Genomic DNA, 26,582 nt, shown 5'->3' on the forward strand with positions numbered 1-26,582 from the left:
TAGATTCTGGTCTGGCATGCTTATTATTTCCCGATTGAAATGTACAGAAACGGCTATTTTTAAAAAAGTACAATCTTAACTTGACAAGGGTTTCGAAATTTTCTCAATTTCGGGACCTTTTTATAATACAAAAATGCACCTAATAGCTGATTTTTACTATTAGGTGCATTTAAATTGTGAATTTTTCTCTTGATCGTTTTTACTCAGTAATTATAAACATATTTATGTTGTACTACTGAGCATCTTAACCAAAAATTCTAAAAGTTAACTTTCTTTACATATCGCTTCAATCCGGTGATGTAATAATAACGACCTTTCCGTTTTACTGCACCACCAAATGTTCTAACTTTGCGTCCACGCTTCAGACTGGCATGCCTTATTTTCTTTACTTTTTGATTATAGATCAGAGCCTTGTGCTTTAACTTACGCTTTTGGCCTGTAATATTAGTAGCCTTCACAAACGTATTATTACCTAAAAGATAATACTTCTTACCTTTTATGTTTTCGGTACCATAAGTAATAATTATCTGGCCTGACATAAATTCGCCTGGTTTCCGCTTACCATTAATATTATAAAGATAAGAATTATGCATTACCGTTCTTTCAGTCCCGTTAAAGTTAGCTTTCTTCACATAGCGGTTCAATCCGATGATATAGTAATAGCGACCTTTTCGCTTTACTGCACCGCCATATGTTGTAACTTTGCGTCCACGTTTCAGAATGGCATGTCTTATTTTCTTTACTTTTTGATTATAGATCTGAGCCTTGTGCTTTAACTTACGCTTTTGGCCTGTAATATTATTAGTCTTCACAAACGTATTATTACCTAAAAAATAATACTTCTTACCGTTTATGTTTTCGGTATCATAGGTAGTTATTATCTGGCCTGACATAAATTCGCCTGGTAATCGCTTACCATCAATATCATAGAGATACGAATTATGCATTACCATTCTTTCAGTCCCTTTAAGGTAAGTAAAAGTTACAGTCTGAGGCCGATAGCTGAAGAAACCTGCCGCATTATAAGGCCTTGCCTTTAATAAATAACCAGCAAATTTCAGTTCTTGGGCAATGTACCCATCACCAACATTACCACTCAAGATTTTATCAGGTGTCAATTTAAGGCCATTTTTATCTTTATAATGAACTCTGACCTCAGCTCCTGCAATCGGCCCTATAGTACCAGATGAATGACTTGGTGGTGTTGGAGTAACCGGATTGACTGGTGGCTTAGGCTCATCAAAGTGTGTACCCTCGCGAACATAAGTATCGGCATCTTTAGCTGGATCATAATTTGCCATTAACTCTTTCGAACTCCACCTATTCTTGCCCTGAGGGTCATTAAGTGTACCATTAGCAACATTGCGCCAAGTACCATCAGTATTTAATCCAGTACCATTGACAATATTATCTTTACCTAGCTTTAACAAGTTTAGACTCTGCAAATCAATTAGCATTTCGGAAATATATGTAATTTTACTCATATCAAAACCGCTAATGTCAAGTTTCTTCAAGTCATAATCAAACTTAAACATCTCGCTCATATTAAAAACATTCGCAGTTTTAAAGTTGCTGAGATCAAGCTCCGTAATATGCTTGCAGCCCATAAACATTCTATTCATTGCAGTTACTTTATCAGTATTAAATTTGCTAACATCAATTTTTGTTAAGCTTTCGCAGGCCCCAAACATACTTGACATAGTTGTAACGTTAGCAGTTGAAAAGCCGCTAACATCTAAGTCAGTTAGGGAAACGCAATTGTTAAACATCCCGCTCATATCAGTAACATTATCAGTTTTGAAATCTTCACCAAACTTAATGCTTTTTAGTAAATAGCAATTCTGGAACATGGTACTGGTATCGGTCACCTTACTAGTTTTAAAGTTGCTTAAATCGATTGCACTTAGTCTCCAACATTCTTCAAACATGCCAGCTAATAATGAAACATTTTCGGTATTAAAGGTACTAACATCAATATTTTTAAGATTTTCGCAACCATAAAACATGCTTGTCATTCTGGTAACATTGGCAGTATTAAAGTTTTTTAGATTAACATCGCTTAGATTAATACATGTTGAAAACATGCTTGTCATATCAGTAACTTTACTAGTATCAAGCTTGTCCAAGCCGTCTATATTAGTTATATTACTAAAGCCTTTAAATAGATACCTGACTGACCCGCTAAGTGACAAGGAACCCTGAATAACAATATGGTTAACATTTACAGGATCAAGCCCTACATTATATAAAGCATTTGCCAGCGGTTTCGGGTCATTAACAGCTGTGGAGCTACCAGGAATTGTTAATGTTTTACTGGTCGAATCATAGCTAAGTGACACATCACTATCGCCCCATGGAACTGTCCGAATATCTCTTGTTGCAATTTTCGTTTCTTTTGCTGAATTTGTAGGAGGTGAAGCCGACGCAAATGTTGTTTGCGGTTTAATAATACTTAAACCTACCACAGTCATAGCAATAGTAGCTAAGTACGTTGTAAGTTTAATGCTAAAATGGTGTTTATTCATTATTTGCCTCCTTTAAGCAATATACTTCTACTTAACCCAAGTGTAGCATAAATAACCTTTAATATAAAATATATTTTTAGAAATATATATGTAATTTATTGTTTTTAGTGGATTTATGTACTAAGTTAAATTTCAAGGACTAATTTATACTGGAACATTTAATCTGTTTTAAAAAATTAATATATAAATGCGTTAGCTATACCGGTGCATCTTTGTATAACTAACGTATTTCTTGTGTTACCATAGAAGACAGTAAAGTGCTATAAGCGCTTTCAGATATTGATAAAAAGGGGATTTTTTCTATGAATCAAAAAGTAGTTATCATTGGTGCTTCTCATCCGGGTCATGAAGCAGCTATCGAGTTATTAGACAGATATCAAGATCTTGATGTCACTATTTATGAAGCAAGTGACTTTGTTTCATTTATGTCTTGCGGAATGAAACTCTTTTTAGAAGAAAAAACTACCGGACAAGACAATGTACGCAATTTTTCACCTGCTGATTTGGAAAAATTAGGTGGTAAGATTGTTAATAATTCGCAAGCAGTTGCTTTAAATCCGGCAAACAAGCAAGTTAAAATTAAAAATACCCAAACTGGTCAGACTGAAGAAGTTAATTATGACAAATTAATCTTGTCTCCGGGAGTTGACCCACTCCAATTACCAATTCCAGGGGCAGATTTAGATTACGTTTATTTAATGAGGGGCTACAGTTGGGCTAAAAAGATCAATGAAGCTCTTCATAATGATGAAATTAAAAATATCGTTGTTGTGGGTGCTGGTAACGGAATTGCTGCCGTTGAAGCTGGTGTTTTAGCTGGTAAAAACATGACCTTGGTTGATGCCAGCAACCATATTTTGGCTAATTATTTTTCAAAAGACTTTACCGATGTTTTTGAACAAGAAATGCGAGACAAGGGAGTCGATTTAAAGCTTGATACAAAAGTTACTGGCTTTACCAATGATCACCTAGTCCAAACTGATCATGGTGACATTAAAGCCGATTTAGTCATCGTTGCTGCAGGCATTGTTGCTAATACAGACTGGCTTAAAGATACTATTAATTTAAACCAACGTGGTTATATTGAAACCGACGAGTACTTAAGGACTAATCAAAAAGATGTTTATGCTTTGGGTGATGCTATTTGGCCACTGTCAATCCCGGCTAATAAACGGATGCCAATTCCATCAGCAGTCGCTGCTCGCCATGAAGCAAATTACTTAGTACAACATTTGTTTGAAGAAAAACCAAGCCGTCCATTCCCAGGTTTAGTGGGCGGACAATTACTAGAATTTGGTGATGTACATGCGGTAGTTAGCGGCCTCCCACAAAAATCTGCTGAATTTGCCGGCATTAATGCTGCAACTAGCATCTACATCGATCATTTGCGTCCAGACTTTATTCCTGCAGATGATAATCCGTTAGGATATATTTCCTTAACTTATAATAAGGATACTCATCAAATTCTTGGAGGTGCAGTTATGTCCAAACATGATATTACCGCTCAAGGCAATGTCTTAAGTTTAGCAATTGGTCATAAATTAACATTAGAAGATTTAGCTGAGCAAGACTTCTTCTTCTCACCAAGTTTTGATCGGCAATGGAATATTTTAAACTTAGCCGCACAACATGCGCTAGGTTTACACAAGTTTTAATTAATTTTGGATATTACTGAGCCTTGCTGCGTTCAGTAAATTTAAAAAAGAAGTTTTGTAGCTCTTTAAAAATAATTAGCCGCTTGATAAGCGGTAAGTTGATTAAGAAATAAAAGACTGTCCCTAACCTGCTAAAGTGTTATTGGGACAGTCTTTTTTATTCTTAGAGTTACTACTGCTTGAAAATGACCAAAAGAGAGACCACTAAATAAGTTTTCATGAGTTGATAAACTTTCACTTAATTGGTAAACGCCTTTACTTTATGTTGCCTTGCTTCAATTTGAAGCGATAAACCAATTTGACATCTTTTGCCTTGACATAGGCATCGCCTACATCTATCTGATTAACATTACCAGTCTTATAAAATTTATGAATAGGTATACACTAAAATGATATATACATGATATAATTGTTAAGAGGTGGTGAAAATAAAAAAACATTTATAAACTTATTTGGGAATTCTTTTCTTTTCTGATATTAATCCTCTTTATAGGGTGGCTAATGGATCCCCAAAATACTTTTACAATGAGAAATATTGCTGGGCGTGTAATCAGTTCAATTTTTTGGACGTTTATTATGTATTTTTTCGAAGTTAAACCCAAAAATAAGGAAAAAGTTTAAAAAATAAAACAGTGTATTAATTAGAATTCATACAATAGCATGACATCGTACTAAGCCCCAAAAGTTGGATAACTTTTGGGACTAATTTTATGACAAAATTATCTAGAAAGTCATAAGGCACTACAGTTAAATCAAATTTCTATCTTGATTAACTTCACTATTCTTGGGAAGTTAATTTTTTATCTGCTTTCCAATTTAAATAGCTTTAGCTTATTTTCAATTCATTAATTAGTATTAATCTCTTTGAAAGCCTATTCAAAGACAGCTATACTGCTCTATAATGAATAGTAGATATTTAATCAGTTTTTGAGGTGATTACATGAAATTAAATAAAAAGTTTGTTTATGGTTCCATAGCAAGCATTCTTGCTATTAGTCCTATGCTACCCGCAGTAATGCCAAGCAATACAGAAGTGTTAGCTGCTAAGACTGATACTCTCACGTTGAATCATAATTCTTATGTTTATACGGCTCAGGGCAAGCGCACCTATTATAACGGTAAAGGGACATTGCGTATGGGCACCACCGTAAACGGTAATGCCAAAACAACTTCGATTAATGGTAAAAGCTACTATCCTTTAACCGGTGGTGCCTACGTTAAGGCGGCTAATGTTGGTGTTGTTAACAAGCAGGTACAAGATGGCAACTTGGAGCTCAATTACCATTCTTATGTTTACGATAAGAATGGTAAACGGCTATACAAATTCCGTGGCAGTAAAAAGAATACGCATTTGCGCAAAGGAACCCCTTTGAAATACTCTGGCTCTGTAGAAAAAATTGACCGGAATAGCAAACAGTATTTCTTAGTCAATGATGACAACTATAATCAGTCATGGCTCCCCTATGAAAAAATTGGCGGCAAATACTACTACAATATTGGTTCTGGCGGCTATGTTAATGCGGCCAATGTTGGCAACATTGATAACAAGCCCCTTTATGTCTCAGAAGCAACTGTAACAATTAGTCCAAAAGTCATTGACTCCAAAGGAGTTCAGATTGGCTTGGGCAAAGAGCAAATCACGGTTAAGCCTTTACAAAAAATAAAAGTTAACCGTGAAACGCTATTTAGGTATGATCCAACCAGTTCACCAAGTTACATTATTAGTGGGACAAAAACTGGCTGGTTTCCTAAATCATACGTACAAAAAGAGCCAAGACAAAGGCTGCTGACTTTTACCGCTGACACCTATGTTCTAATTACTTCTGGAACTGATATTTTTGATGCTAATGGAGACTTACGACCAAATCAGGTTGATAAAGCCGGTCTAACGACCTTTATTGAGGGCGAAAAAATTCCGGTTGATGAATTGTTATACATTTGGTCGAATAAGGACAACAAAGCTGAGCTCTACTATCATTTAGGTGACGTAAATGGCTTTACGCACACCAACTTTGAAGAAAACAATGAAGAACATATGTCATTCATCAAAGCTGCTGACAGTAAATATATTTCTGGTCCATTTTTGAAACCTCTTAATACGGTTGATGAAGCTAAAGCAGATGCGAAAATAGCAACTGCAGCAGATAAAAAAGACCTCCAAAAGGAAATTGATCAGGAAAATGCAGTTCACAATACTGATGGATATAAAGCTTCTGGTTTCAAACTTTATGATGATGCACTAAAAAAGGCCAAAGAAATTAATAGCTCAGATAAGGCAACAATTTCCGAGGTCAAAGAAGCCACGAGACGTTTACAAATGCAAGGAAAACTAGCATACCTAACTAATTATGAATATTCTGTGTATGGTATTTCAAGAAAAACAATGCCAGAAGAATATTAGAAACTTAAAAAGTTAATTAAAAAAGCAAGAAACTGTTAAATGATGTGAACCCTAAAATTAGGACACTTTATTAGCTTTATTGAGGACTAACTGCCGATATTCGATCGGAGTTAGTCCTTTTAGTTTGATTTTAATTCTTTTCTGATTGTAATACTCAATAGTTTCTTACTGCATCTCCCAGCTCGGTGAGATTCTTATACAGCTTTTCAAAGCAATGGAACATTTATTCATGAAAAAAAGTGTTCCTTATAGTCGGATTAATGTCTAACTATTATGGAACACTTCAATTTCGAAGGTCATATTACTTTTTACTTATTTTTCTCTCTTACTTTACTATGCTTTATTGATAGCTAAAGATTAAGATTGCTTTGATAAATCAATTATTTGATCAAACATTTCTTGCTCTTTTTCTGATATATGGTGTGCAACTTCGATAACAGTTCCATTAAACTCACTTAAAATTGTTTGATGTATTTGCAAAGACAAGTTCTGATCAAGAGATGAAGTTGCTTCATCAGCTAATAATATCGGTCTTTTTGATACTAATGCTCGTGCAATTTCAACTCGTTGATTTTGACCACCAGATAAATTACTGCCACTCTTTCCAAGCTGATAGTCTAAGCCCTTTTCGTTTACGAGATCAGTTAAGCCCGCTTGTTCAACAGCATAATTTAAGTCTTCTTCAGATACATGCCGACCTAAAGTAATATTGTATTTTAATGTATCATCTAGAATAAAAGGCTTTTGCTGAATAAAGGAGAAGTACTCGTGTAATTTTGCCCAATCACCATTTACTTCAGAATGATTAACTTCATAAGATCCAGAATCAAGTTGTTGAATACCAATTAATACATTCAGTAAAGTTGATTTCCCCCAACCTGATGGAGCTTGCAGGAGAACTTTTTCTCCGGAATCAATTTTTAGATTAACATTGGCAAAAATTTTCTGTTTACCCTGGCTAACTCCAGCATCAGTCAATTGTAATGATTGAAAAGTATCTGAAGCAGTTGCAGTTTTACTGCCCTGCGGCTTTATCAACAAATCGATTTTTTTGATTTTTTGCAAAATCGGTTTTGCTGTTTTAATATCGTTAACTGAGCCAAAAATACCAACTACAGGATTAATAAAATTATTAGCCAGTTGTGCGATCATCATAAATGTGCCTAAAGTCAGCCGACCGCTAACAATGAAACTAATACCAATGGCAAAAGGAAGGAACATACTGAAAATATATGCTACTATCATAGTCATCTCATTAGACATACCTTTAGTCCAATTGGTTTTGAAAAGAGCCGTTTCCATTAGCTTCGCTGCTTTAATCAGCCTGTTAACCATTGAAAATTGAACATCATAGATGTTAGCCATTTCTGCTCCGGAATGAGTTTCAATAACGGTGTTGGTGTAGTTGCTATTGGATTTTTCCCACTTTTCAGAATTTTTTTCGATCTTAGGGCCAAAAACAGACTGAATAACGGCAGGAGTAAATGAAGCTATTAAAAATACCAGCGCAATAATCCAAGAACTAACAAATGCAGAGATTACAGCTGCCAAAAATTGAATTAAATCAGAAATAATTGAAAGCTCTGCCTCAATACTATTAGTTTCAATTTGCTTGAGGTCATTGGTCATAAATGAACTGTCAATTTCGTTATGGCCAGCATAGTTATTCACTAAATAATTAGCAGACGCACTTTTTAGGTTAAGATTAATTTCTTCTATAATTTTATAATAGAAATACTGATATATAACGCCGACTATTCCAAATATTAGCAGACCACAAACAGCAAAGACAGTCAGCTTGATTAAGCTGCCTTGAGGCTTTTGGGCGAAATCAATAAATTTTTGAAAAATGAAGGCAACAAAAACAACCTGAAGCGATTTCAAAAAAGCAAAAAAAACGTATAAGGCTATTTTCCATGGGTGTGAGTATTTTATAATCATAGTTTTCCCGTCCAATATTTTTTAAATAGCATTTTGTTAGTCTAGTTCTTCACTTATAGTATGTATACTCATTTTTAAATTCAATATTGCTCTTAAGCTTGTACAATAAGCCATGTGAAGAAATTTTTAGCTTAATTATTAAAACTCAGGCTTTTAAATTAATAAAAAATAAATATTAGATAACAAAAATAATAAGGTTTTAATCTTTAAAAGTCAATAAGATAATTTTATTTTCTTTTAATATTTATACTGAGCAATTTCCCGTTAGTACTAATTTTTTACTTAATCTTATTTGTAACTGTTAAAAAGAAGATTATAAATGGCAACTTTGCAATACCTGACTCAACCCGTTGTGCAAAATTAATTCAGTCATGATATATTGTAATTGTAAAGAAAAGAGGCCTTGCCACTAACAAGACCTCTTTGAAAACAAGCAGCCGCTCTAAAGGCGGTTAGCTGTCTAGGTAATAGAAGACTATCCCTAACTAGCTAAAGTATGATTGGGACGGTCTTTTTTATTTCTTGTGATTATTGATATAATCTAACAGCACAATAATAAACATGGCGAATGCCAACATTATTTGTAATGCCTGGTAAACGCTCATTAACTGCTTCTCTTTCTAAAAGATTTCGTGCCATATCCTTTCCAGATCAACAGCCAACCGCCATCAAAACAATTTGCTTGAATTCTAAATTAATTATAACAAATACTGTTTGCATATTGAATAAAAGAAGAGCCAGATAATTAACTAAACGGCTTGGTGTAAATAACTTTCACTCACCTTAAAGAATCAACAGAATAGTTGGTTTCTTCCAGCCGATGAATTAAAAGTTAATAGTGAGTTAGTACTAACGAAACCATTGTAAATGCTTTTTACTCTGTTTAATAGATTTCACTTAAGGATTAACTTCCGATATTTAACGAAGTTAGTCCTTTTTGTTTTGTCCTGGTTCTTTTTGACTGCAATTTTTTATAACTATCACTTGCTATTTACAATAAAAACAGAAATTAGCTTTATGTTCTGATATAGATTGTGAGCTCCAAAATTAGGAGAAGTTTGTATCATCTAAATAGGTTATTTGTTTAATTTTATGTTGGTTTTTAGATTATTTTGACTTTTAATTATTTATCTGCCTATAATTTATCTATTAACCACAGGCTAGTTATATTAATATGTAATTTTATTTGTAAGGACTTACTTATGGCGAATAATCAGAATAACGAAAAAAATGAGAAAACAAAACAATTTTATGATTTTTTAAAATATACGATAGTCTTATTTGCGATTTTTATTTTAATTAATTTTTTACTGACAAAATATTTAATAGTCAAATGTTCCGTGTCTGGTATCTCGATGCAACCAACTTTTGAAAACCAAGAAAGGGTTATAGCTAATCGCAATAGCAAATTGAAACGAAATGAAATTGTCATTTTAAAGGCTCCGGATGAACGTAATTCTTTTTATATAAAAAGGATTATAGGATTACCAGGTGAAACTATTACTGGAAAAAATAATAAGATTTATGTTAATGGCAAAAAAATAAATCAAGACTATTTAAAACCAGGATTTAAGCTGACAGATAATGAAGATGGCTTCTATGGTACAAAATATTCGTATACCGCTGACTTTTCGATTCGATCTTTAGCAGAAACAAAAGAATATAAAAGTATTTATTCCCCTTCTCAATTAAAAGAAATGAAAAATACTAACAAAGTTCCCAAAGGCTCGTATTTTGTAATGGGAGATCATAGAAGTGTTTCAAAAGATAGTCGTTATATAGGAGCAATTCCTAGAAGTAAAATTGAAGGTGTTGTTAAGTATCGCTACTGGCCACTTAACAGAATCAAAGCATATTAAAAAGGATTAAGTACTGCATTTGGACTTAATCCTTTTTACTTTCACCTTTTATAACTCTGCTAATCGTTTTTCATCTAAATGAAACATAATTATGCAATAAAGTAATAATATTGCAGTCATAAACACCACCACATAAATGTTAGTAGTTCCCGGGAGTTCACGTAAGAAATCAGCAGGTGAATAACTTATGAAAAATGGTAAATGGATAGTTGCATTCATTAATAATAAAATTATTTGCAAAACTAAACCTGCACACATGTCGGCAAACTTATTTTTAATCCACAAAGAAGTAACCATTACGAATACAGCGAACAATCCACCCCAAAGAGAAGAAAATATAATTGATAAAATAGCGTGGACAAATGGATGGGAATAATAAAGGGAGACAAACAGCATAGTAAAATTTCTAGCACCAATATTAATATTAAGTAAGTTATCGGGCTTAATATTAGGTAATATCATAAACCAAGATAAGAAGTTAAACAGTAAAGGAACAGCGATCACAATAAAACCTGTCATAAATGCGATTTCTAGGTATCCTAACAAGATTTGTTTAATGGACTTCTCCATCTTTAATTTATAAAAATAGCCGTTGGTAAAATCTTCTTTTAACAATGTACTGGCAGGTAAACTCGCAATTAACGGTAACAAGATAAAAAATATAGTAGGAACAAAAGTAAATCCATCTATTGACATCCACATAGTATAAGGTGAGTTCGTCGCAGGAATATTTTTAGACGCAGAAACAATGCATTGTAAAACGCTGATACTTAACCCTATTACCAATGCTAAAAACAACCATAATTTATTCAAACGTGACCACAAAAATTTCATTTTATTCTCCCTATTCTAGCAGAAGCGAATATTTAACATAGTGCTTTTTAGCTGGTACCAAGAAACTGAAACGTAATTTTTGATTGTGCATGTCATACGAATAGCGCGGAATAGTAAAGTCCATTGTAAAAGGCTGCTTGCCATGCTCCAATGCTTTATAAGGATTAATACTGTGGTGACTTTTGTCATACAATTTTACCGAGGGATTGCTTGTACCATAAGGATTATTTAGATACATATTTTCTATAAAATTAGGATTGTTTTTTCTCTCGCCATAGAATGGCCGGCCAGTTTGACGTATATGAAATTTGACTTTGGCTTGTACAACAGCCTTACTTTTCTTAACTGCAGCTTCATGAACAATAAAGTTAACATGATAGGCTTTTACCAATTCATTTTTGTGAAAAAGCTGTTCTTTAGTCACACCATACTGCTGAGGATGGGCGTTTACCTGGCGGTAGCGATAAAAGCCCACGCAGCCAGCTAAAATTATTATTACCACGAAGAAACTCCATAATAATTTTTTATTTTTCATGATTAATTGTTCCTTCTTGTACATATAGCTTTTGCGTGGCGACTTTGTTCACAAACTCATGATCATGCGAAGCAATAACAAAGGTTGAACCTTTATGGTTATACCCATCAATCAATCTGATTAATTTACCAATGCTTTCATGATCCAGCGCATTGGTGGGTTCATCCAGAACAATTAACGGATAAGCTCCAAGAAAAGCCTGTGCAATTCCCAATTTCTGCTTCATCCCCAGAGAAAATTTCTTAACTTTTTGTTTAGGGAACCTGTTCAAATCAAAGTATGCCAATAAATCATTAATCTGCTTTTCTTGAATATCTGGATCTAATTTCGCTAGTAGTTCTAAATTTTTATGAGCAGTAAATTCTTCTATTAAACTGGGATTTTCAATTAAAATTCCCGCTTTAATAGGATAAGGCTCTTGGACCTTCATCTTCTTACCATTAACTATGACTTCCCCAGTGGTATTTATTAAACCTAAAATCGTTTTTAAGATTAATGTTTTACCGGAACCATTTATTCCTTCTAAAACAGTAATACTGCCTTCCGTAATATCTGCACTAACATCATGCAATAGTGGCCGTCTTTTCACTATTTTTCCTACTTGCTTTAATTCAATAAAACTCATTTTTTGCTCCCTACCTTACACTAAAGAAATGGTCAATAATCCCATAAACAATCACCATAATCAAAGTTGCCAGCAATAATAATAAAAAACCAGAGAAATTAAATCTCATAATTATCAAGTAATTCAAAGGATTTAATTGCCACTTTAAAAGAGATGTCATTATCAAAAGTGAAGCTGGAATAATCAGACCCAATGCCGAATTAAACTTTCCAATTGTACCTTGCAAAAGAAGCGTCAGATATATTCCCAAAAAATTGTTCATGAAAAGTAGTGGGATTGCCTGCCAGTCAGCTAAATCAAAAAAAGACAAAGAGGGTAATTTAAATAAAGCCGTAACAAGCAGCATAATTAAAAGTGTAATAAACACATAGGCAAAAGCTATTACTACCATTAATAACATAGTGACAACAGTAAAATTTTTCGGTGGAATTTGTAATCCTCTTAGGTGCATAATGGTAGTTTGCCAAAGCAGTTTAAAGCTATTTAGCACAATCAGCAGCGGTATTAAGAAATAAACCAGCCACAAAATAAAGTTAAAAGATGCGCCTTGACTAGTATCGGCAAAGAAGGGATTAAATATAGAAGTATGTGGACTGTTAATTAGCTGCCTACTGAGAAAGATAATTGAACAGCAAATCAAACTTAGCCAACAAATAAAACGGAAGCGAATTATTTGCCACAAATATAGTAATTGATTCCAAAACAAACGTTTCATAAAGACCTTCTTTTTAAGAGTGAGGATAGCCGCATAATAAGTACAATTTAATTTGACTTTTATAGATAGCCAATTTTTATTTCTTATTTTTTAATTATCGTTTAATTCTATACGTTCATAGTACCATTTTAGTATTATTAAAAATAGTAGAATTAGACTTTTAATAATCTAGCTCACTATAACCGTCAGTAATTAGATAAACGATCATCATTAATAGCGTTGTAGCTAATAACAGCAGAAAATTGTTCTTATTGACCCGCAGCAACATTAAACTATTGAGCGGATTATATTTCCAAGTGGTATAAATGGTGATAATACACAGGCTAAAAGGAATAATTATACCCAATGGAGCATTGAAGCGACCGATAGTGGTTTGAATTATCAACAACAGAAATATTCCTAAAAAATTGATAATAAACAATACTAATAAAGCTGGTAATCCGTGAAATTGTAATAGCTTAAAATTTCTTAGCCAAGAAAAATCAGTCACTAAAGCCATAATTCCTTCTGTTAGTAGCAGATAAATGAGGGTGATCAACCCCATTAAACCAACGTTAACTGCAGCGAAACTAAAGGGAGAGTATCTGAGCCCTCGCAATTGCATTCCTCTTACTTGCCACAATTGTTTAAAACTGCTTAAGACTATCAATAGTGGCACTACAAAATAAACAAACCAAAAAACAGGCAAAACTACTTGTCCTGATTTGACAGCTCTAAAATCAACACCCATGAAAAAAAGAGGAACTATAGCAGAATTAGGCATCAATTTTAGCATCAGTATTACAAAGCTGATTAAGCCTAGCCAAAAAAGGAAGCGCGATTTTATTAGTTGCCACAAAAATAAAAATTGGTCCCAAAATAAATTTACAAGAGATGCTTTTGAGTTTACTGCTTTATAGTGCAATTTTTTCTCCTTACTTATTTAGACACGCACTTCTTAAAAATGAAATAGCTTACATCAAGCGTACCACTTGTATAGAATTTAAAAAACATAATCAATAAGTAAGCCATGACATTCCACTAAAAATGAAAATGGATTAGTTTATACAGTTAAACATAAACGATTAACTATTTTAGTCCGCAAAACTTACTATAAATAAGACCCAAACAATTTTTTCTAGTTGAAACAAAAATGCTCTAGATGTTAATCAAATGATTAACTATCTAAAGCATTTTCCCCGTAACTAAATTATCAGCATTAGCAATCAAAATCCGGTATCATTTTATTCCTGTACTTTTAACTAATTGGTATTAGCTGCTTATTTTCCAACTTGTAGGAATGAGTAAACTTACTTTGCAAATCCTCTGGAATATGGTGATCAATCTCAACCACTGTCAAGTCGGAAGATAAAATCATTTCATGAATTTCATGAGCAGTTTGTGGGTCTAATGATGCGGTGCCTTCATCAATTAATAAAAAGTTGCGATTATATAAAAAGGCACGAGCAATTTCTATACGTTTCTTTTCCCCACCTGACAAGTTAGTTCCGTCTTCTTGAATTACAGCGTCAAGGCCAATCTTTTGCATTAATGGCGTTAAACCCGCTTCTTGAATGGCATGATCAATCTCTTGGTCTGAAAAGTCACGCCCTAAAGTCAGGTTAAAGCGCAGGGTATCATGAAAAATATTGGAATCCTGGTTGACCTCGCCAAAGTAATCAGGCTGAGGAGAAACAGCCTTACCATTCGGTTCAACTAATTCCACTGTTCCCTTATTTGGTTGGATAATATTTGCCATTAATTTGAGCAAGGTGCTTTTACCCTGTCCGCTACGACCAGTCAGCAGAATTTTATCACTACGATTAACCGTTAAGCTGGCATTTTGAATAATAGTCTTATCCTGATAGCCAAAAGTCACATCTTTAAGTTGCAAGTCTTTAAAATTTATTGTCGTCATCTTGTCACTCAGAGTAGACTGTGGTAATTCCTTGATATTAGCCAGTTTTGTTAACAAGGGTTTAGCCGAGTTAATCGTCGTCATTGACCGGTTGATTGCCAAGATAGAATTCACGATCCAAGAACTGGAATACTGAACCATGATAAAGGAAGAAAGAGGCAAGCGTTTGTCTAAAACAAATAAAATACCAATTCCAATGGGCAGAAATGATAAGGTATAAGCCAGAATGCCAGCCAGTAAATTGCTCACGGCAATCGTATTTTCCCGTTTCTGTTTTGCTGCAGCGGTTTCGGTAATTGCCTTCTTACCTTTCAGTAAGAAGAAGGGCATCGCATTATAATGCAAGATTAGGTCAATGTGCTTGAGGTAATCCGACATAAATCCCGTGTACTTACCAACACTAGCACTCCAAGCTTTAGAGCTTTCCATAACCCGTTTGGCCATAATTTTTGGAGCAATTGCTGAAATAACTGAGAAAAGCATAAAAATAAGAGTCAAGATAAAGTTTGCATTGATAGCCATAGCTAAACATAGCAGCAGGTTAACAATACAAGTAATTAAATTAAATACTTCTTTGACGTAATTATTTTCTACCAGCTCTAAATCGTTGGTGACAAATGACAACTTATCAGAAACTGGTCCTTGTTGTTTAACAAAATCAGAAGATAGCAGATCACTGCGAACGTTCTTATTGAAGAGGTAAATGTTCCGATTTAGCGTCCTCTCATAACAGTAGCGGGCAACGGTTAATAAGAAAACAACCAGTACAATCAAACAGACTTCTAAAACTACTCGTCTTTTATCACCAGCTTCAACCATGGCAAAGATTTGCGAATAAGACCACGTATTAAAAGGAGTATCAAGACCCACGATCAGGGTTAGCAAGAAACATAGTATTATACTTTTGCCATCAAAATATTTTTTCATAATTGTTGTTCCCTTCATTTATATTTAACTTTTTCCTGCTAAATTAAGCTTGTTGCAAAGATAAAATAAGATTTTTTTGTTCTAAACATTTTCATTATTATTTATTATTTAATTAAATCATAATTTTATTTTAAAGTATATAGTTTATCTAAGCAGCCACCGAATTCTTTTACCTAGTTCATTAAATAAAATTTAAAAAGAAGCCTTGTAAAAACAAGACTTCCTTGAAAACAACACACAATACCTAGTCAGAAGACTAAAGAAATAAAATTACTCTCCTAATTTGCCAAACATTATTAGGAGCGTTTTTCTATAGATTTTAGTAATCACTAATTTGAAAAATTTTGAATGTCTCCTAACAACACTTCATCAGCTAATACATGTCATCTTTAGCCACTCTCTATTTTCCAATAAGGTCCCGCCTTATCTAATAAATTTTTTGCTTAATTACCTGTTTCAGACTTAATTGAAGTACTCGATCACGAATTGTAAGCCAAAAAATATATATCAACTTCATTAGTAGATTTATTTATTATTTTATTAATCTACTCATAGTTCAAATTTTTATTATGTTTTTTAACTGCTTGGGAGTAACCATTATTTATTTTAGATCGTAGTGAAAAAATATATAATACGTTATTTCGTACTGCTGTATAACAATTTGATTTTATTAACTTTATTATTTTTGTTTGCATAATCAGTACAATTAGCAATACAGTTAGAGTGTAATCATCACTATCAATGCCGTAATTTTGTAACCAGATGAAAAGATTAGGACTTGTAAATTAAGTTTAAGAGTTTCACAATCAATTTATACTATCAACCATACACTGAATAAATCAAAAAAGTACACGCAACAGCGACAATCATATAAGAAATACGACAAATAATATATAATCTCCTTACTAATTTTGCCCGTTTTGCATTATAAATATAGGGAATACTTGTATAATGCTCTCTTTCTTTTTTAGTTAAATCTGCGTTCATATATATTTCTGCTAACACGGCAACAATGAAAATCAAATTTCCTATAAATAGAATAACAACTTCTGATGTAAAAAAAGCCCAACTTAATAACAGAACAATAGCCGCAATAAACCGGCTGGCTTTAATCATTACCACTTCTCTCTCAATTCCAGGCTTTGCTACAAATTCTACTGTAGAAGCTGCGACTTCTTTTCGTGATTCCAAATTAAGCTTATGCCAAGCTTTTGACTTGAGATAAATCATATATAGCGATGTTATAAATGCAATAGTAAAGAATATTAAAATAATAATTTCGTAAATCAAATCGTAATTCGTAGTATCCATAAAAAGCTCTCCTAGTTTATCATGTTATTCAAATATTTCCAGGTTCCAGATAATTTGATCAATTTTACTGCTAAAGCATTGTAAACTTTTTCTTTAGTTTCATATACTATACACAATATTAAGATTTAGCATATCATTTTTTGTCGAGATGCCAAACTTAAACATTGACATGAAATAAAAGCTATGCCCTTATTAGACATTAATTTTTTACAACTTTATTAATTAATCTAAAAAAATAAAAGTCCAAATAAGTAGTCTACCAAACTACTTTTTCTCAGACTTTTAAATTCATATATTTTTACTCATTAGTAGCTGATTCTTCTTGAGCTTGGGCTTCGACTTCGGCTTTTGTGTTGCTTGGCTTTAATTTGATACCATAACCATATTTAACATCACTAGCTCTAACATAAGCATCTCCCAGCTCCATTTTTTCGCTCTTATTGGAATAAATCTGATGAATGGTCAGATTGTAAAACAACTCTGCCTTTTGATCAGCTGGCACCCAAAGATATAGTAATTTTTCAACTCTTAAGTAATTGACTTTTTTAGAAATCTTTTGCCCATCATGGTCTTGCATGCTGCCATCTGCATTATAAACATCAATATCTTTATAGAGACTAACATAACTGAAATTTTCTTCATTATAATCATGGACTGGCAATTTCTTTTTAGCTTTAACATTTGAAAACCATAACCAATGATCTGTTCCCTTAATCCGGTAAATTTTAGGCTCAGGCACGAACTGCCCTCTTTGATTCATAATATATGCAGCGGGTGATCCGGTTTCTAAACGATCCACTTTAAATTTAGTACCAGCTTTCGCAATTTTTACTTTTTTAGTACCATAAATCGCTGTACCTAACTGTGCAATTGCCGTCACAGTAGTTTCTTCAGTTGGTGAACCAATTACTGCTCCAACATTACCAGCCTTTAGGTATTGCTTTATCGGGCCCCCTATTCGGTAGTAGCGTTTACCGTTTTTAAAACGTAACACACTACCGTAGGTAATTATTGTTCGGCCCTTTCTGATTAAATTTAAACTGGCTTTACGAGTACTAGTGGCATAAACATAAGAGTTATGTTTAACTTTGCGCTTAACCCCATCTATATTGGAAGCTTTGAGGTAGCGATTCTTACCTTTTAGCTTGTAGTACGGCTGTTTTTTAATTATTACTGGCTCATCTTCAACTTTGATAGTTGTAAAGGCATGGTATTTATTTTTAGTACGCTTGCCAGCTTCAGTATAAGCTACCGAATTATGCATAATAGTTTTGGTAAGAGTGTGACTGGCTGCTTGAACAGTTGGTACTGCTTGACTAGATATTGTAAGAATTGTTGCTGTACTAAACAAGCCAGCGGCTAGGAGAGCAGCTATTTTCTTCTTTACTTTCATTTATAAACTCCTTTCTGACTTACTTTTAATATTATTATATCTTCTTTTGCCTTTAAGTTTTAATCACTCTAAAAGTGATAAAGATTGTAAATAGCAACATTGCGCCCTTTTACCGAGGTCGTAATAAGCCATGCAGAAGTTACTTTAATTAAGTTTCTTGTGAATTCAAATACATAATACGCCTTCCTAATTATCAGTGAGAGCGCTAAAATATTTTTAACTCGTAAAATAACAAATATAAGAAGGAAATAATTATGATTAGAAAATGCCAAGTCGCTGACAGTCCAGCAATTCAAAAAATCAATCAAATTGAACTAGGTTATGATTATCCTGTCGAAAAAACGGCCGCTAACATTAAAAGGCTGCTAAATGATCCCAAGCATCACTATCTCTGGGTCTTTGAAGATGAAGATAGCAAAAAGGTTGAGGGATATTTGCATGCAGAAATTTTTGAAGAAACCTACTTTGATCCCATGTTCAATGTTTTAGCCTTAGCCGTAGATTCTTCTGTGCAGAAAAAAGGCATTGGCAGTCAGCTTATGCAAGCTTTGGAGAAACAAGCTCGAGCTTTAGGAATGAAAGAAATCAGATTAAATTCCGGAGAATCACGTTTAGGTGCTCATAAATTTTACGAAAAACTAGGCTATACCAGCAATAAAATGCAGAAAAGATTTGGGAAAAAACTAAATTAGCGGCTTAGCAACATAGGAGAATTATTTAAATTTTCACAGTAAAAACCCGCCTTATCTACATGATCAAAGACGGGTTTTTATAATATAAAATTCTCATTAATTATATTAGTATTTGGGTAATTTCCAAAACCAGTGGTACGACAATTACAAATAAAACTGTGGAGGTGGTCACAACATTGGTGGCATATTGCACATCCCCATGTGATTCACCCACTAAGATTGGCAAAACTGCTAAGGCTGGAGTAGCTGACTGCACTACTAAAGTTTGTTTAGCCAAACTTGTCAAAGTCGGCAGCCAATTTGCACCAACAAAAATCAAAATCATCATCAAAGCAGGTACTAAGACAAAACGACCAAGTAATGCCCAGATAGTATCGCGGTCGAGGTGGATTGATTTCAAACCGGCATCTGCCAATATAATACCGATATAGATCAGTGACATTGGGGTAACGATGCCGCCGATCATACTTAACACAGCCGTAATCCAGCTGGGAATTGGTACTTCAACTAATAAGCAAATTAAGGCAATTAGAAAACCAACTAATGGCGCTGGCAACAACTTTTTCCAGTTGAATTTTTGCTGCTTGTTCTTTTGCGCGGTCGGATCATCACTCGAAATGAAGAAGACGCCAATTGCCCAAGTAGAAACCGTATTTAACACATAATAAATTAAAAAGTAGGGCATACTTTTTTGCCCAAACAGGGCAATATTTAACGGTAAACCAATAAAAATGGTATTGGCATTCGTAATGGCGTTAATGAAAGTACCACGGCGGCCTTTGCGAATCCGCAGAACCTTACATAATATCCATGCGAACAAATAGCTGAGGGCAAAACAGATAATGGCGTAAATCAATCCGCCTGTTAAGCCAAACAATTTTTGCCGGTTTAAGTATTTTAAGACCGAAACAAAAATTGAAGCTGGCAGAGCAATATTCATAATTAAATAGGAGATATTGCCTTTAAACTGATCGCCCAGCTTGCCACTGGTGCGCAGCCAATACCCTAAAGCAATTACAAGTAACAGCTCAACGACGCTAGTTAATGAAGTAATAAAGGCTTGCATTTATTCTCACTCCTGCTCATCTGTATATTCGGGTGCCCAGCGAAGTGCAGCTACTGCCTTATCACCGTCTTGATAATCATTTTGGTTAAGATGATCAGCAATTGCCTTGTTAGCCACAGCTTTTGCTACAGTTTGGGAAAAGACATTTAGTTTTTCCACAGGTGGTAACACGGCTGCACCGGGTTTACTGGAATCAACAATGCCGCCAAGTGAATGGGCTGCTACACTAATCATTTCATCACTTAAAATCTTAGCATTAACTGCTAAAGCACCTAGACCAAGTCCTGGATAAACCAAAGCATTGTTGGCTTGACCAATTTCGTACTTAGTTCCTTCATATTCAACTGGATCAGCAGGAATACCAGTTGCTACCAAGGCTTTGCCCTTAGTCCAATGAATTAAATCTTCTGCTTTTGCTTCTGCTAATTGAGTTGGGTTTGACAATGGGAAAATGATTGGCCGCTCGGTATGGGTTGCCATTTCCGTCACAATATCTTGAGTAAAAGCACCTGAACGGGTTGAAGTTCCCACTAAAATATCAGGATGAACTGCTTGCACAACGCTCTTTAAGTCTTTAAGTTGATCAGCATTACTGAATTCTGAGCGTTTTCTAACAAAAGGCTTCTGCGCTGGCGTTAGGTCAGGAGTGTCTTCAAAGAGCAGACCTTGTTTATCTACCAAGTAGAAATGCTTACGTGCTTCTTCAGGTTGCAAACCTGCTTGCAGCATCTCAGAATATACCTGCTCAACTATTCCCGTACCAGCAGTACCAGCACCGAAGCAGACATACTTTTGATCAGTTAGTTTTTGTCCACTAATCTTTAATGCTCCGAGAATCCCCGCCAAAACAATGACTCCAGTGCCTTGAATATCATCATTAAATGTTAAGATATGATCACGGTAATGTTTTAAGATATTATCAGCATTATCCCTACCAAAATCTTCAAAATGTAAATATAGTCCCGGAAATAGCTTTTCTACAGTTTGCACAAAGCGATCAACAAATTGATAATAAGGATCTCCATTCACCCGACGCTGGTGGTTGCCTAAGTAGAGCGAATCATTAAGTAATTTGTCGTTGTTAGTGCCAACATCAAGAACCACCGGCAATACACACGCAGGATCAACACCAGCTGCTGCGGTGTAAACCATTAGCTTACCTACAGAAATGTCGACGCCTTGTGTGCCCCAGTCACCAATTCCTAAAATTTCTTCGCCGTCAGTAACTACAATCAACTTAATGTCACGTCCATCTGCCGCGTTTTTTAAACTTTCTTCAATTTTATCTGGTTCATTAATTGACAGAAATGCGGCGTTTTGGGGGTTAACAAACAAATGACTGTAATTTTCAATAGTTTCAGCTATTGTCGGATCATACACAATTGGCATAAATTCAGTAACATGTTCACTAAAAATTTTAAAAAACAGTACACGATTAGTATTAAAAATTGTCATCAGGAAAATACGTTTTTCAAGGTTTGAAGACTTTTCCTGATATTGCAAATAAACTTCACGAGCCTGTTCTTCCAATGTTTGTATCTTTGGTGGCAGCATCCCCACCAAATGATACTTTTCCCGCTGTTCTTCTGTATAAGCAGTACCTCTGTTCAAAAACGGATCATTCAACCTGTCTTGTCCTGTTTTAGTCATTTTTTCCACTCTCCGTCTAGTTAATTATTATTAGCACGTACTATATGATTAGACTATAACCAGCAAGTTAAAAGTGCAAAGAATTTAGCTTATAGTAATAGTGTATAGTATATATAAAATATTAAAATATATTTTTGTTGAATAATTATGAAAATAAAAAACCAGTTTAACTTAATAAACTGGTTTTTCTGTAAAATTTAATTACAGAGTATTTTAAGCTTGATAACGTGATTCGCCATTTAAGTAGGTTTCACTTAAAGTCATGTCTGGATTTAACACCAAAAAGTCAGCATCCTTATCAGGTGCAATTGTACCACACTTATCCAAAACGTGTGCGCTTTTAGCCGGAACATAAGAAGCCATCATGATTGCTTCTTCCGGTGTAGCAATATTCCAGTCAACCAGATTTTTAACAGCGGTCTTTAACTGCAATATGCTGCCAGCTAAATTGTTACCATCTTTAAGGCGCGCCATACCGTCTTTAACATAAACCGGTAATTCACCTAACATATAATCACCGTCGGGCATCATGCCGGCTTCCATACAATCAGTGATTAGGCAAATATGTTCTGCACCCTTGACTTGAATTAAAGCTTGTACCATTTCTTTTTTGACATGGTGGCCATCACAAATTAATTCAGCCGTAACATTGTGTAAAGCTAGTGCAGCATTAGAAATTGATGAATCATGGTGAGATGGATCCGGCATCCCGTTAAAAGTATGGGTAAACATGGTCGCACCCGCCTCAACTCCAGCTTTGGCTTCTGCAAAATTAGCACTTGAATGACCTAAAGAAACAACTACCCCTTCATTAACGGCAGCTCGAATAAATTCTTTAGCACCTTTTCTCTCGGGCGCAAGTGAAATCTTATTTAACAAGCCCTGAGATTGTTCACGCCACTCATTAAATTGATTAATGTCTGGGTCGAGCAAATATTTCGGATTTTCTGCTCCAGCGTGTTCCGCAGTAAAGTAAGGTCCCTCAAAATGAAGACCTTGAATTTTGGCACCAGTTTCCTCACCCTTGTGGTTACCAAACATCTGACAAATGCGGGACAAAGTATCAGCACCGGCAGTATAAGTAGTTGGTAGCCAGCTGGTAACACCAGAACGTAGAAAGCCTTCTGACAAGCGGTTAATACCCGTCCAATCGCTTTTCATTACATCTTCTTTTAGCGAGCCGTGAACATGCGTATCAACAAGCCCTGGAGCTATCCATTTGCCGCTATAATCAACAATTTTACCTGCTGGTTTCTCGTCTTCTGTATAATAAAAACCGAACTTACCATTATCTTGAACTTCCAGATAACCCCCTTCTTCTGTCACATTTTTAAGAAAGAATTTATCAGCATGAATATAATAAGTCATAGTTTTTTGCCTTCCTTTTAAAAGAAAAATTGGATATTGCCAGTTTAATTCTAGCTTAATCTACCAATCATTTCCAGTTCAATCTTAATTAGTACAGAAAGTTTTAATTTTTTAGTTATAATAGTGGTATAGGTAACTAATTAGGAAGCAAATATCATGATCCAAAATACGCAAACAAACAAACATCAATTAGGGGCACTTACAGGTGCCAGCAAATGTGAAAACTATTATGAATTACACTTTGCAACTGGCGAAATTGCGCACTTTTACATCTTGGCTAACGGCATTTTTCGTCTCTTGCTTGACCCGACACAAGAATTCAATGAAAATCGGACTGAACTTATTCAGTTAGCGCAATTTGACCATTCGGCGTTTGAACGTTCGCAGGTTAGAGCTACCAATGATTCATTAATCATTCATTCAGGTAAATATCAGATTATTTGGGCACAAAACCCGGCAGTAATTAGCATTTTTGATGAAACGCTCCACCATAACAGAATGCACCAATCACTGCCTTTAGAATTAAGTAATGATGGCACCACAGAATTTCTGGCAGAAAATAAAAATGAATTTTTCTATGGTGGCGGTTTGCAGAACGGCTATTTTAGTCACAAAGGTCACAGAATAGTAATCAAACATGATCAGATAACCGGAAAAGGCGGCGTCATTATGCCCGTGTCATTTTTCTGGTCAAACGCCGGCTATGGAGAGTTGAGAAACACAAACCAACCAGGAATTTATGACTTTGGTAAAAGTACTCCCGGAACAACTATCCTCACTCATCAGGACAAGATTTTTGATTGCTTTTATTTACTTGGTAGTAACCCACAGGAGATCTTGCAGCATTACTACACTTTAACTGGTAAACCTGTAATGTTACCAGAATATGCCTTTGGCTTAGGTCACATTGGTGATTTCTGTACAACTCTATGGCAACCAAGCAAGGCGCAGGAACGCAATGCTTGTAAAATTGGCAACAATTATTATATTCGGACAAAAGATCAAGATGCCGCTTCGGGTAAAGCCTCACTAAATGGAGAAGAAAATTATCAGTTTTCTGCGCGCGCAATGATTGACCAGTATCATGCGCAGCATTTTCCTTTAAGCTGGTTCATTCCCAACTATGCTGTACAAACTAACAATGTCCATGCCTTAGAGTTCTTTAATGACTATGCGCTCAATCAGGACGTTCAACCCGGCTTTTGGCATCAAGGTGAAACCGAACTGCCAGCCAAAACGGCTTTCACTTTTACTGATGCTCAATCTGCCAGCCACGATGCTAAACAGCTGCAAGGTGAGTCTCACTTAACACGACCTATGGTGCTGGCTGGAAGCGGCTCAACAGGAATGCAAAAATCAGCGGCGCTTATCTTTGGTGATATAGGTGGCAATTGGAATAATATTACTACCCAAATTGCCGGGATGCTTGGAGCAAATCTATCTGGTCAACCCTTAGTCGGCGCAGCAATTGATGGTCTTCAGGGCGGCGGCAATGCCCAAATCAATGTCCGCGATTTTGAATGGAAGAGTTTTACTCCGCTGCTATTTTACTTTGATGATCAAGGCGATTTTTGCAAAAATCCGTTTGCCTATAACAAGAAAATTACGGAAATCAATTTAGCTTATCTTAAATTACGTCAACATTTGACCAACTACTTGTGTACACTAAATAAACAAGCCCGAGATGGCGAGCCCATTATGCGTCCTTTATTTAGCGATTTCCCCGATGAAAAAGCCAATTATACTTCCCAATTTGGTAACGAATTCATGCTGGGACACAATATACTGGTAGCGCCAATTACCAATGGGCGTGAAGATGAGCAAGGAAATTCACGCAAGGATAACTTATATTTACCGGGCAAAAAGTCGATGTGGATTGATCTTTTTACCGGGAAGAAATACGCTGGTGGCAAAGTTTACAATAATTTATTATTTCCACTTTGGCATTTACCAGTATTTGTTAAAAGCGGCAGTATTTTTGACTGGGGCAAACGCAATTTTCTCCTTTATCCCCAAGAACAAAGTGAAACTGTTATTTATAATAATACCGCTTCAGCTAATTCTGAAAATGGTGCTTCTTTTACTAGAATCTCCAGCCAAGTTAAAAACGAGCAGCTACGCGTAACTATTGAACCAGTTGCAGAAGGAGTGCCTGATGCATTTAAAGAGCAGCCCACTGAACTGACTATTATGTGTGATTCTTACCCTGACCGCGTGACCATTAAAATTAATGATCAAATTGTCCCTGTGCAGGAATACGGATCAATTGATGCTTTTAACCATGCTCACGAAGGTATTTTTTATAATGTCAATTACGGCTTAGATGAATTTAGACAGTATCAAAAGAATAAGCAGTCTGCTTTGCAAATTAAACTGGCCAAACGTGATATTACAACTACTAAAATAGAAATTAGTGTTCATAATATGCAGTATGGCAAAAATGTTTTAGTTCATGAAATTACCAGTGGCGTATTGCCGTCGCCTAAATTGCCAGCTGTAGATTCAAGTAAAATTTCCGCACACTCTTTCGAACTTGCTTGGCCGCACAACAGCGCCGTTCAAATTGAAATTAATAACCTGCTCTATGTGGGTATTACCGGCAAAAATTTTGCTTTTCATGAATTAACGCCTAATACCCGCTACATCATTAGAATGCGGTACGTAATTGGAAACAAGGTTTCTGAATGGTCTGATCTTTTCGGAGTTATTACTAAGCATGCTGCTAAAGATTATGCCATTGAAAACATTAAAGTTGACTGTAACTATGCCAGCAAAGAAAACCATCCTCTTTCCTACTTAACCGATCTTAAGCTGGCAAGCGAATGGCAAACTGAACAAAGCCCCTCACCTGAACAGCCACTGGAACTAACTTTTACTTTTGAAAAAGTAGAAAAATTAAGCAGGATGGTTTATGTGCCCCGGAATATTGACCATAAAGGAGCACCATTGGCTCTCGCAATTGCTGTTTCAACTGATGGCGTTAACTTTACCACTTACGCAGATAATTTACACTGGAAACCTGATACTAAAAACAAAGTAGTGGGAATGCGGGATGTACGCGCCCAAAAAGTTCGTCTCACTATTTACCAGTCCTCCCAAGAGATGCTTGCGGCTCGAGAAGTTATCTTTTTTAGAGCAAAAAGGTAAATAAATATTGAAAAACCCCGAAGAAAGTTTGAAGTTAACCC

Annotated in this window: 19 protein-coding genes and 1 pseudogene; 5 read left to right on the plus strand and 15 right to left on the minus strand. The window is 35.1% G+C overall.

Annotated elements, in window-relative coordinates; all coding sequences use genetic code 11:
- Positions 1 to 257: 257 nt before the first annotated feature.
- Positions 258 to 2,525, minus strand: coding sequence for a BspA family leucine-rich repeat surface protein (locus LACWKB8_RS09045; RefSeq protein ID WP_052059682.1), 2,268 nt, complete (start codon positions 2,523 to 2,525; stop codon positions 258 to 260).
- 302 nt (positions 2,526 to 2,827) lie between these two features.
- Here LACWKB8_RS09045 and LACWKB8_RS08015 point away from each other — a divergent pair, with 302 nt between their 5' ends.
- Complete coding sequence (locus LACWKB8_RS08015) at positions 2,828 to 4,180, plus strand: FAD-dependent oxidoreductase (protein ID WP_038524392.1); 1,353 nt, start codon at positions 2,828 to 2,830, stop codon at positions 4,178 to 4,180.
- Positions 4,181 to 5,120: 940 nt separating this feature from the next.
- Complete coding sequence (locus LACWKB8_RS08020) at positions 5,121 to 6,581, plus strand: SLAP domain-containing protein (RefSeq protein ID WP_038524395.1); 1,461 nt, start codon at positions 5,121 to 5,123, stop codon at positions 6,579 to 6,581.
- Between the two features lie 57 nt (positions 6,582 to 6,638).
- Here the strand turns inward: LACWKB8_RS08020 and LACWKB8_RS09185 are convergent.
- The 3 genes and pseudogenes from LACWKB8_RS09185 to LACWKB8_RS09410 all read right to left on the minus strand — a co-directional run.
- Positions 6,639 to 6,780 (minus strand): annotated as a pseudogene (locus tag LACWKB8_RS09185) (IS3 family transposase); the annotation flags it as partial.
- Between the two features lie 158 nt (positions 6,781 to 6,938).
- On the minus strand, positions 6,939 to 8,522 hold the full coding sequence (locus tag LACWKB8_RS08025) for an ABC transporter ATP-binding protein (RefSeq protein WP_038524397.1): 1,584 nt from the start codon (positions 8,520 to 8,522) through the stop codon (positions 6,939 to 6,941).
- Positions 8,523 to 9,037: 515 nt separating this feature from the next.
- The gene (locus tag LACWKB8_RS09410) at positions 9,038 to 9,127 is read right to left on the minus strand and encodes a putative holin-like toxin (protein WP_082229360.1); all 90 of its coding nucleotides are present in this window, start codon (positions 9,125 to 9,127) and stop codon (positions 9,038 to 9,040) included.
- Between the two features lie 597 nt (positions 9,128 to 9,724).
- Between LACWKB8_RS09410 and lepB the strand changes: the two genes are divergently transcribed.
- On the plus strand, positions 9,725 to 10,381 hold the full coding sequence (gene lepB, locus LACWKB8_RS08030) for a signal peptidase I (protein ID WP_038524400.1): 657 nt from the start codon (positions 9,725 to 9,727) through the stop codon (positions 10,379 to 10,381).
- A gap of 48 nt (positions 10,382 to 10,429) precedes the next feature.
- Here the strand turns inward: lepB and LACWKB8_RS08035 are convergent, their stop codons facing one another.
- The 8 genes from LACWKB8_RS08035 to LACWKB8_RS08070 form a co-directional block, all read right to left on the minus strand.
- A complete protein-coding gene (locus LACWKB8_RS08035; protein WP_038524403.1) occupies positions 10,430 to 11,215 on the minus strand; it encodes a membrane protein in 786 nt (261 codons plus the stop codon).
- Between the two features lie 10 nt (positions 11,216 to 11,225).
- A complete protein-coding gene (locus LACWKB8_RS08040) occupies positions 11,226 to 11,750 on the minus strand; it encodes a hypothetical protein (RefSeq protein WP_038524406.1) in 525 nt (174 codons plus the stop codon).
- A complete protein-coding gene (locus LACWKB8_RS08045; RefSeq protein ID WP_038524409.1) occupies positions 11,740 to 12,375 on the minus strand; it encodes an ATP-binding cassette domain-containing protein in 636 nt (211 codons plus the stop codon). Before LACWKB8_RS08045 ends, LACWKB8_RS08040 begins: the two co-directional genes overlap by 11 nt.
- A gap of 10 nt (positions 12,376 to 12,385) precedes the next feature.
- The gene (locus LACWKB8_RS08050; protein ID WP_038524412.1) at positions 12,386 to 13,090 is read right to left on the minus strand and encodes a hypothetical protein; all 705 of its coding nucleotides are present in this window, start codon (positions 13,088 to 13,090) and stop codon (positions 12,386 to 12,388) included.
- Between the two features lie 160 nt (positions 13,091 to 13,250).
- The gene (locus LACWKB8_RS08055; RefSeq protein ID WP_166484954.1) at positions 13,251 to 13,865 is read right to left on the minus strand and encodes a rhodopsin; all 615 of its coding nucleotides are present in this window, start codon (positions 13,863 to 13,865) and stop codon (positions 13,251 to 13,253) included.
- A gap of 462 nt (positions 13,866 to 14,327) precedes the next feature.
- A complete protein-coding gene (locus LACWKB8_RS08060; RefSeq protein ID WP_038525058.1) occupies positions 14,328 to 15,914 on the minus strand; it encodes an ABC transporter ATP-binding protein in 1,587 nt (528 codons plus the stop codon).
- 819 nt (positions 15,915 to 16,733) lie between these two features.
- A complete protein-coding gene (locus tag LACWKB8_RS08065; protein WP_038524415.1) occupies positions 16,734 to 17,225 on the minus strand; it encodes a hypothetical protein in 492 nt (163 codons plus the stop codon).
- 298 nt (positions 17,226 to 17,523) lie between these two features.
- Positions 17,524 to 18,618, minus strand: a complete 1,095-nt coding sequence (locus tag LACWKB8_RS08070) for an SLAP domain-containing protein (protein WP_038524418.1) — start codon at positions 18,616 to 18,618, stop codon at positions 17,524 to 17,526.
- Positions 18,619 to 18,872: 254 nt separating this feature from the next.
- Here LACWKB8_RS08070 and LACWKB8_RS08075 point away from each other — a divergent pair, with 254 nt between their 5' ends.
- Complete coding sequence (locus LACWKB8_RS08075) at positions 18,873 to 19,310, plus strand: GNAT family N-acetyltransferase (RefSeq protein WP_038524421.1); 438 nt, start codon at positions 18,873 to 18,875, stop codon at positions 19,308 to 19,310.
- Positions 19,311 to 19,410: 100 nt separating this feature from the next.
- Here the strand turns inward: LACWKB8_RS08075 and LACWKB8_RS08080 are convergent, their stop codons facing one another.
- The 3 genes from LACWKB8_RS08080 to nagA all read right to left on the minus strand — a co-directional run bounded on the left by LACWKB8_RS08080 (position 19,411) and on the right by nagA (position 23,394).
- Entirely contained in the window at positions 19,411 to 20,376 is a 966-nt protein-coding gene (locus LACWKB8_RS08080) for an AEC family transporter (RefSeq protein ID WP_038524424.1), read from the minus strand.
- Between the two features lie 6 nt (positions 20,377 to 20,382).
- Complete coding sequence (locus tag LACWKB8_RS08085; protein ID WP_038524427.1) at positions 20,383 to 22,026, minus strand: malolactic enzyme; 1,644 nt, start codon at positions 22,024 to 22,026, stop codon at positions 20,383 to 20,385.
- Between the two features lie 213 nt (positions 22,027 to 22,239).
- Positions 22,240 to 23,394, minus strand: a complete 1,155-nt coding sequence (gene nagA, locus LACWKB8_RS08090) for an N-acetylglucosamine-6-phosphate deacetylase (RefSeq protein ID WP_038524430.1) — start codon at positions 23,392 to 23,394, stop codon at positions 22,240 to 22,242.
- Between the two features lie 156 nt (positions 23,395 to 23,550).
- Between nagA and LACWKB8_RS08095 the strand changes: the two genes are divergently transcribed.
- On the plus strand, positions 23,551 to 26,541 hold the full coding sequence (locus tag LACWKB8_RS08095; protein WP_038524433.1) for a TIM-barrel domain-containing protein: 2,991 nt from the start codon (positions 23,551 to 23,553) through the stop codon (positions 26,539 to 26,541).
- Positions 26,542 to 26,582 lie beyond the last annotated feature (41 nt).

It is taken from the genome of Lactobacillus sp. wkB8, from assembly GCF_000761135.1.
GTDB classification, from domain to species: domain Bacteria; phylum Bacillota; class Bacilli; order Lactobacillales; family Lactobacillaceae; genus Lactobacillus; species Lactobacillus helsingborgensis.